Below are 6,992 nucleotides of genomic sequence, written 5' to 3'. Positions count from 1 at the left end.
CGGGCAGGGGCGGGCCGCGGTGCACGAGGCCTTCCTCGACCGCGTGGCCGCCTGGCCTGATGACGCGCCGCGCCCCGTCGGGCTGCCGCGGCGGGTGATGGTGTTCGGCATCTCGGCGCTGCCGAGGCAGTCGCTGGAGGCGCTGGCCGCCGTGGCCCGCTGGTCGCAGGTGCTGATGTGCGTGCACAACCCCTGCGAGCACTACTGGGCAGACATCGTCGCCGACAAGGATCTGCTGCGCGCCACCCGCACCCGCCAGCGCCGCCGGGAAGGCGCACCCGAGACCATCCCCGACGAGGCGCTGCACCTCCATGCCCATCCGCTGCTGGCGGCCTGGGGCAAGCAGGGGCGCGACTTCATCGGCCTCCTCGACGAGCACGACAGCGACACCAGCCGCGCCGGTTACCAGCACCACTTCGCCGCCCTCGGCAGGCGCATTGACCTCTTCGACAGCCACGGGGGCGATTGCCTGCTCAACCAGTTGCAGGACGACATCCGCGACCTGCGCCCCCTGGGCGAGAGCCGCGAGCGCTGGCCGGCGGTGTCGCCGGACGACGCCTCGATCCGCTTCCATGTGGCGCACAGCGCCCAGCGCGAGGTGGAGATCCTCCACGACCAGCTCCTCGCCGCCTTCAACGCTGACCCGACCCTGCGCCCCCGGGACGTGATCGTGATGGTGCCGGACATCGACGCCTTCGCGCCGCACATCCAGGCAGTGTTCGGGCTGGCCGATCGGGACGACCCGCGCTTCATCCCTTTCAGCATTGCCGACCAGGGCCGGCGCCACCACGACCCGCTGGTCAATGCGATCGCCCGGCTCCTCGACCTGCCCACCGCCCGGCTGGCGGTGAGCGACGTGCTCGACCTGCTGGAGGTGCCGGCCCTGCGCGCCCGCTTCGGCATCGCCGAGGACGACCTGCCGCTGCTCCACCGCTGGATTCACGGCGCCAAGATCCGCTGGGGCCTGCACGCCGCCCATCGCCAGAGCCTGGGCCTGCCGGACGCCCCCGAGGCCAACAGCTGGCTGTTCGGCCTGCGCCGGATGCTGCTCGGCTACGCGGTGGGCGCCGGTGCCGCGCCGTGGCAGGAGATCGAGCCCTTCGACGAGATCGGCGGGCTGGACGCCGCGCTGCTCGGCCCGCTGGTGGCCTTCATCGAGCGCCTGGATGCCACCTGGCAGACCTTCCGCCAGGATGCCGACGTGCCCGGCTGGTGCGCCCGCCTGCGCGCGCTGATGGCGGACTTCTTCGCCCCAGACGACAGCGCCGACGCCTTCACCCTGCAGCAGCTCGACCAGGCCCTGGCGCGCTGGCTCGACGCCTGCACCGCCGCCGGCCTCACCGCACCGCTACCGCTGGCGGTGGTGGGCGAGCACTGGCTGGCGCAGCTTGACGACGCCGGGCTGTCCCAGCGCTTCTTTGCCGGCGTGGTCACCTTCGCCACGCTGATGCCCATGCGGGCGATTCCCTTCCGGCGGGTGTGCCTGCTGGGCCTGAACGACGGCGACTACCCGCGCACCCGCGCGCCGATGGACTTCGACCTGATGGGCCGCGACTACCGCCCGGGCGACCGCTCCCGGCGCGAGGACGACCGCTATCTCTTTCTCGAGGCGCTGCTGTCGGCCCGGGAGCACCTGCACGTGTCGTGGGTCGGGCGCAGCATCAACGACAACACGCCGCGCCCGCCGTCGGTGCTGATCGGCCAGCTGCGCGACCACCTGGCCGCCGGCTGGCGGCTGGCCGGGCACGACGACGGCGACGCGCTGCTCGATCACCTCACCGTCGAGCATCGCCTGCAGCCCTTCAGCCCGGATTACTTCCCGGCCAATCCGGCCGCATCGTGGCTGTTCACCTACGCCGGCGAGTGGCGCATCGCCGACGACCGCCCGCCACGGGATGCCACGCTGCCCGCGGTGACGCGGGACGAGCCGCTGACGATCCGTGAGCTGGCGGCCTTCCTGCGCGATCCGGTCAAAAGCTTCTTCCTGCAGCGCCTGCGGGTGGATTTCGAACAGGACGATCCGGTGAGCGAAGACCAGGAACCTTTCGACCTGGACGGCTTGCAGAAGTGGGGCCTGTGGAACGAACTCATCGCCGCCCAGGCCGAGGCGATCCACGCCGGCTTCGAGCCGGAGGACGCGCTGGAGGCCGGCCTCGAACGCATCGCCCGCCGGGGCGAGCTGCCCGCCCGGGCCTTTGCGCTCATCAAGCGGGACGAGCTCGCCGCGCCCATGGCCGATCTCTTCGCGCGCTACGCCGCCGGCCTCGCCGAATGGCCGCAGCCGATGGAGGGCGACGCCGAGATCCGCCATCAAAGCGCGGCTACCGGGCTGAAACTCGATGACCGCCTCCACGACCTGCGACTCGATGAAGACGAGCAGCGCGGCCGGGTGGTGCTGGAACCCAGCGACGTGGTGAAGGACGGCAAGTACCGCCGGCACAATCTGGTCAAGCACTGGGTGGCGCACCTGGCCGGGCATCTGGCCGGCGGGCCGCTCACCACGCTGGTGGTGAGCAAGGTGGGCAACGTGCGCTTCGAGCCGCTGGACGTGGACGACGCCTGCGCCCAGATTGATGCCCTGATCGCCGCCTGGCAGGACGGCCAGCGCCGCCCGCTGCCCTTGCCGGTGAAGACCGCCTTCGCTCACCTCGCCGACGTGGATGGCAACAAGAACACCGCGCCCCAGGCCTACGAAGGCGGCTACAACGCCCCGGGCGAAGTGCAGACCAGCCCCTACCTGCAGCGGGTGTGGCCCGATTACGCCAGCCTCACCGCGAGCGGCGAGTTTGCCCGGCTGGCCGAGCACCTGCTGCGGCCCCTCTACACGGCAACGTTTTCCGCCAAAGCCGCGGCCAAGGCTGCCGAGAAGGGCGACGCCCGATGAACCCGACTTCTCTCGACCCCCTGCGTTTTCCCCTCAAGGGCAGCCGGCTGATCGAAGCCAGCGCCGGCACCGGCAAGACCTTCACCATCGCCGCACTGTACCTGCGGCTGGTGCTCGGCCACGGGGGCGACGCCGCCTTCGCCCGGCCGCTGGACCCGCCGGAGATCCTGGTCGTCACCTTCACCGACGCCGCCACCAAAGAGCTCCGCGACCGCATCCGGGCGCGGCTGTCCGAGGCCGCAGCGGGCTTTCTGGCCGATCCGGCCACGGTCGAGCCCCAGCCGCCGGGCTCCGATCTGCTCCACGACCTGCGCGCCGAGTATCCGCCCGAAGCCTGGGCCGGTTGCGCCCGCCGGCTGCAGCTGGCCGCCGAGTGGATGGACGAGGCGGCGGTATCCACCATCCACGGCTGGTGCAACCGCATGCTCCGGGAGCACGCCTTCGACAGCGACAGCCTGTTCACCCAGCGCCTTGAAACCGACGAGGAGGAGCTGCTGGCCGAAGTGGTGCGCGACTACTGGCGCAGCTTCATGTACCCGCTGGACGTGGACGCCGCCCGCCGGGTGAACGGCTGGTGGGGCTCGCCGGAAGGGCTGCAGTCCGTCGTCCGCCATCTGCTGCCCCACGTGGCGCTGCTGGGCGGCGGCCCGACGCCGGCCGAGGCCATCGCGCAGGCCGAGGCCGCGAAGCGCCAGCGCATCAAGGAACTCAAGGCGCCGTGGAAGGCCTGGGTGGAAGAGCTCCGCACGCTCTTCGACGGCGCCCGGGCGAAGAAGCAGTTCGACGCCCGCAAGCTCAACCAGGCCAACTGCGAACGCTGGCTCTCGGCGCTTGAGATGTGGGCGGGCGACGACACCGACAAGCCCGCACTCACGGAGACCGCCTGGACGCGCCTGACGCCGGACGGCATCGCCGAGATCTGGCGCGAGGGCGAACCGCCCGCGCACGAGGCCTTCGAGGCGATGGCCGGGCTGGGCGCCGCGCTTGCAGGCCTGCCCGAAGGCCACGACGAAACCCTTGCCCACGCCGCCCGCTGGGTGGCCGAGCGTTTTGCCATCGAACAGGCCCGCCGCGCCCAGATGGGTTTCGACGACCTGCTCGGGCGCCTCGACGCGGCCCTCGCCGGCCCCAACGGCCCGCGCCTCGCCCAGCTCATCCGCAACCAGTTTCCGGTGGCGCTGATCGACGAGTTTCAGGACACCGACGCCATCCAGTACCGCATCTTCGACGCAGTGTATCGGGTGGCCGACAACAGCGACGCCACCGGCCTCGTGCTCATCGGCGACCCGAAGCAGGCCATCTACGCCTTCCGCGGCGCCGACATCTACACCTATCTCGCCGCCCGCCGCGCCACCGCCGGCCGGCTGTACACCCTGCGGCGCAACTTCCGCTCGACCAACGGCATGGTCGCCGCCACCAACCGCTGCTTCGAGATCGCCGAAAACCGCGAGACGGGGCAGGGCGCCTTCCTGTTTCGCAGCAGCGACGGCAACCCCGTGCCCTTCCTGCCTGCCGAGGCCAAGGGCCGCGACGACGTGCTCGTCGCGGATGGAACGCCGCTGCCGGCGCTCACCGCCTGGCGCCTGCCGGCGCCAGAGGATGGCAAGGCCCTCACCAAGGACGCCTACCTCAGCGGCATGGCCGAGGTGTGCGCCGGCGAGATCGCCCGGCTGCTCAACCTGGGTGCTAACGGCAAGGCAGGCTTCGAGGGCGGCAAGTCGCCCCGAAATCTGCGTCCGTCCGACATGGCCGTGCTGGTGAACAACCGCAACGAGGCCGAGGCGATCCGCGCGGCGCTGACCGAGCGGGGCGTGCGCAGCGTTTATCTTTCGGAGCGCGAATCCGTCTTCCAGCGCCCCGAGGCCGGCGACCTGCAGCTGTGGCTCGCCGCCTGCGCCGAGCCCGACGACGGCCGCGCCCTACGGGCCGCGCTGGCCACCGCCACCCTGGGCCTCGGTTGGGCCGAGCTCGACCGGCTCAACCACGACGAGATCGCCTGGGACGCGCGCATCGAACAGTTTCGCGCCTACCGGGAATGCTGGCGAAAGCAGGGCGTGCTGCCGATGCTGCGCCGGCTGCTCAATGACTTCCGCGTGCCGGCGCGCCTGCTGGCCGCCGGCGGCAGCGGCGAGCGCAGCCTGACCGATCTGCTCCATCTGGCCGAGCTCTTGCAACAGGCCAGCAGCCTGCTCGACGGCGAACACGCGCTGATCCGCCATCTGGCCGAGCAGCGGCAGGACGCCGCCGCCGGTGGCGACGCCCGCCAGATCCGCCTCGAGAGCGACGCTCATCTGGTGCAGGTGGTCACGGTGCACAAGTCGAAGGGGCTGGAATATCCGCTGGTCTTTTTGCCCTTCGCCTGCGCCTTCCGCGCCGCCAAATCCACCGACCTGCCGCTCAAGTGGCACGACGCCGACGGCCGCCTGCAACTGGCGCTGGTGGACGACGGCACGGTGGTCGGCCGGGTGGATCGGGAGCGCCTGGGCGAGGATCTGCGCAAGCTCTACGTGGCGCTCACCCGCGCCCGTTACGCCACCTGGATCGGCGTCGCACCCCTCAAGGAGGTGGAGCGCAGCGCCCTCGGCTATCTGGTGGGCGGCAACCTGCAGGACGGGCTCGACCAGCTTGCCGACGGCTGCGACGTGATCGCCGTGATCGACAAGCCCGAGCCGGCGCCGGATCTATACACCGGCCGCGATCAGGCCGTCGTCGAAGGCACGGCCCGCCAGCCCGTGCGCGCCGTGCGCGAGAACTGGTGGATCGCCAGCTACTCCGCCCTGCAGACCGCCGCAGCCAGCGCCGACACCGCGGCGGAAGATGTCTTCCGCGAAGCCGCCGACGCGGCGGCCGACGACACTCCGCTCCCCGCCGCCAGCCCATCCGCAGCGCCTGCCGAAGGGGCGCGGCTGCACGACTTTCCCAAGGGCGCGTCGGTCGGCACCTTCCTTCACGAAATCCTCGAATGGGCCGCCGGCCAAGGCTTCGGCACGGTGGCCTCTGCGCCGGCCCTGCTGCGCGATGCGGTCGCCCGGCGCTGCGCAGTGCGCGGCTGGGCCACGTGGATCGACCCGCTGTGCGCGTGGCTGCAGGATTTCCTGCAGATGCCGCTGGGGGCGCCGGACGAGACCGGCTTCACCCTCGGCGGGCTGCCGGTGGCGGTGGCCGAGATGGAGTTCTGGATCGCCGCCCACCGGGTCGATCTGGCCGAGGTGGATCGCCTCGTGCGCGCCCACACCCTGGGCGGCGCCGAACGGCCGCCCCTGGCGCCGGGCCAGCTCAACGGGATGCTCAAGGGCTTCATCGATCTGGTGGCCGAATACGACGGGCGCTACTACGTGCTCGACTACAAATCCAACTGGCTCGGTCCGGACGACGCGGCCTACACCCCGGCGGCGATGGCCGAGGCGGTGCTCGCCAAGCGCTACGAGCTGCAGTACGTGCTCTACCTGCTGGCGATCCACCGGCTGCTCAAGCTGCGCCTGCCCGACTACGACTACGACCGCCACCTGGGCGGGGCGATCTACCTCTTCCTGCGAGGCAGCCAGTCGCCCAGCCGCGGCATCCACGCCGAACGTCCGCCCCGGGCGCTGATCGAGGCGCTGGATCGACTCTTCGCCCACGCCGCCGACCGGGAGGCCGCATGAGCACCGCCCGGCCGCCCGAAGGTGCTCGCACCGCAGCCCATGAGGGCGAAGGTATTACTATGAACGCCGTGCTGAACGACACCGCCGCCACCCTCGCGCTGCTCGACCGCTGGGCCGACCACGGATGGCTGCGCGGGCTGGATGCCGCCTTCGCCAACTTCCTCGCCCGCGAGGTGCCCGACGCGCCGCCGCCGGCCATCCTCGCCGCCGCGCTGGCGAGTCATCAGCTGGGCCGCGGCCATGCCTGCCTTGATCTGGCCGACACGCTAGCTGATCCGGCCTTCGCGCTGTCGCTGCCCCCTGATGGTGACGGCGGTGGCGACGCCCGTCCGCCCTTTCCGGCCGAGCTGATGGCCGGGCTGCATCTGGCCGGCTGGCAAGCCGCGCTCACCCATCCCGAGCTGGTGGCCGACGGCCCCGGCGCCACGCCGCTGGTGGCGGTGGGCCGGCGGGTTTACCTGCGC

General features: G+C 71.6%; 2 protein-coding genes and 1 pseudogene. All 3 read left to right on the top strand.

Translation table 11 applies throughout. The features are described 5' to 3' along the window. Positions 1-2,884: exodeoxyribonuclease V subunit gamma (gene recC / locus QQK25_RS21665; RefSeq protein WP_284189823.1), on the top strand; the 2,884-nt coding region annotated here is incomplete at its 5' end. Then, positions 2,881-6,528: an exodeoxyribonuclease V subunit beta gene (gene recB, locus QQK25_RS21660; RefSeq protein WP_284189822.1), complete on the top strand. Its 3,648-nt coding sequence runs from the start codon at positions 2,881-2,883 to the stop codon at positions 6,526-6,528. The genes recC and recB, both read left to right, overlap by 4 nt. Next, positions 6,525-6,992: pseudogene (locus QQK25_RS21655) on the top strand (exodeoxyribonuclease V subunit alpha); the annotation flags it as partial. The gene recB and the pseudogene QQK25_RS21655, both read left to right, overlap by 4 nt.

Origin of the sequence: Zoogloea oryzae, from assembly GCF_030161255.1 — a bacterium.
GTDB classification, from domain to species: domain Bacteria; phylum Pseudomonadota; class Gammaproteobacteria; order Burkholderiales; family Rhodocyclaceae; genus Zoogloea; species Zoogloea oryzae.
The sequence above is the reverse complement of the archived record's forward strand: the minus strand, read 5'-3'. Positions and strand labels throughout refer to the sequence as shown.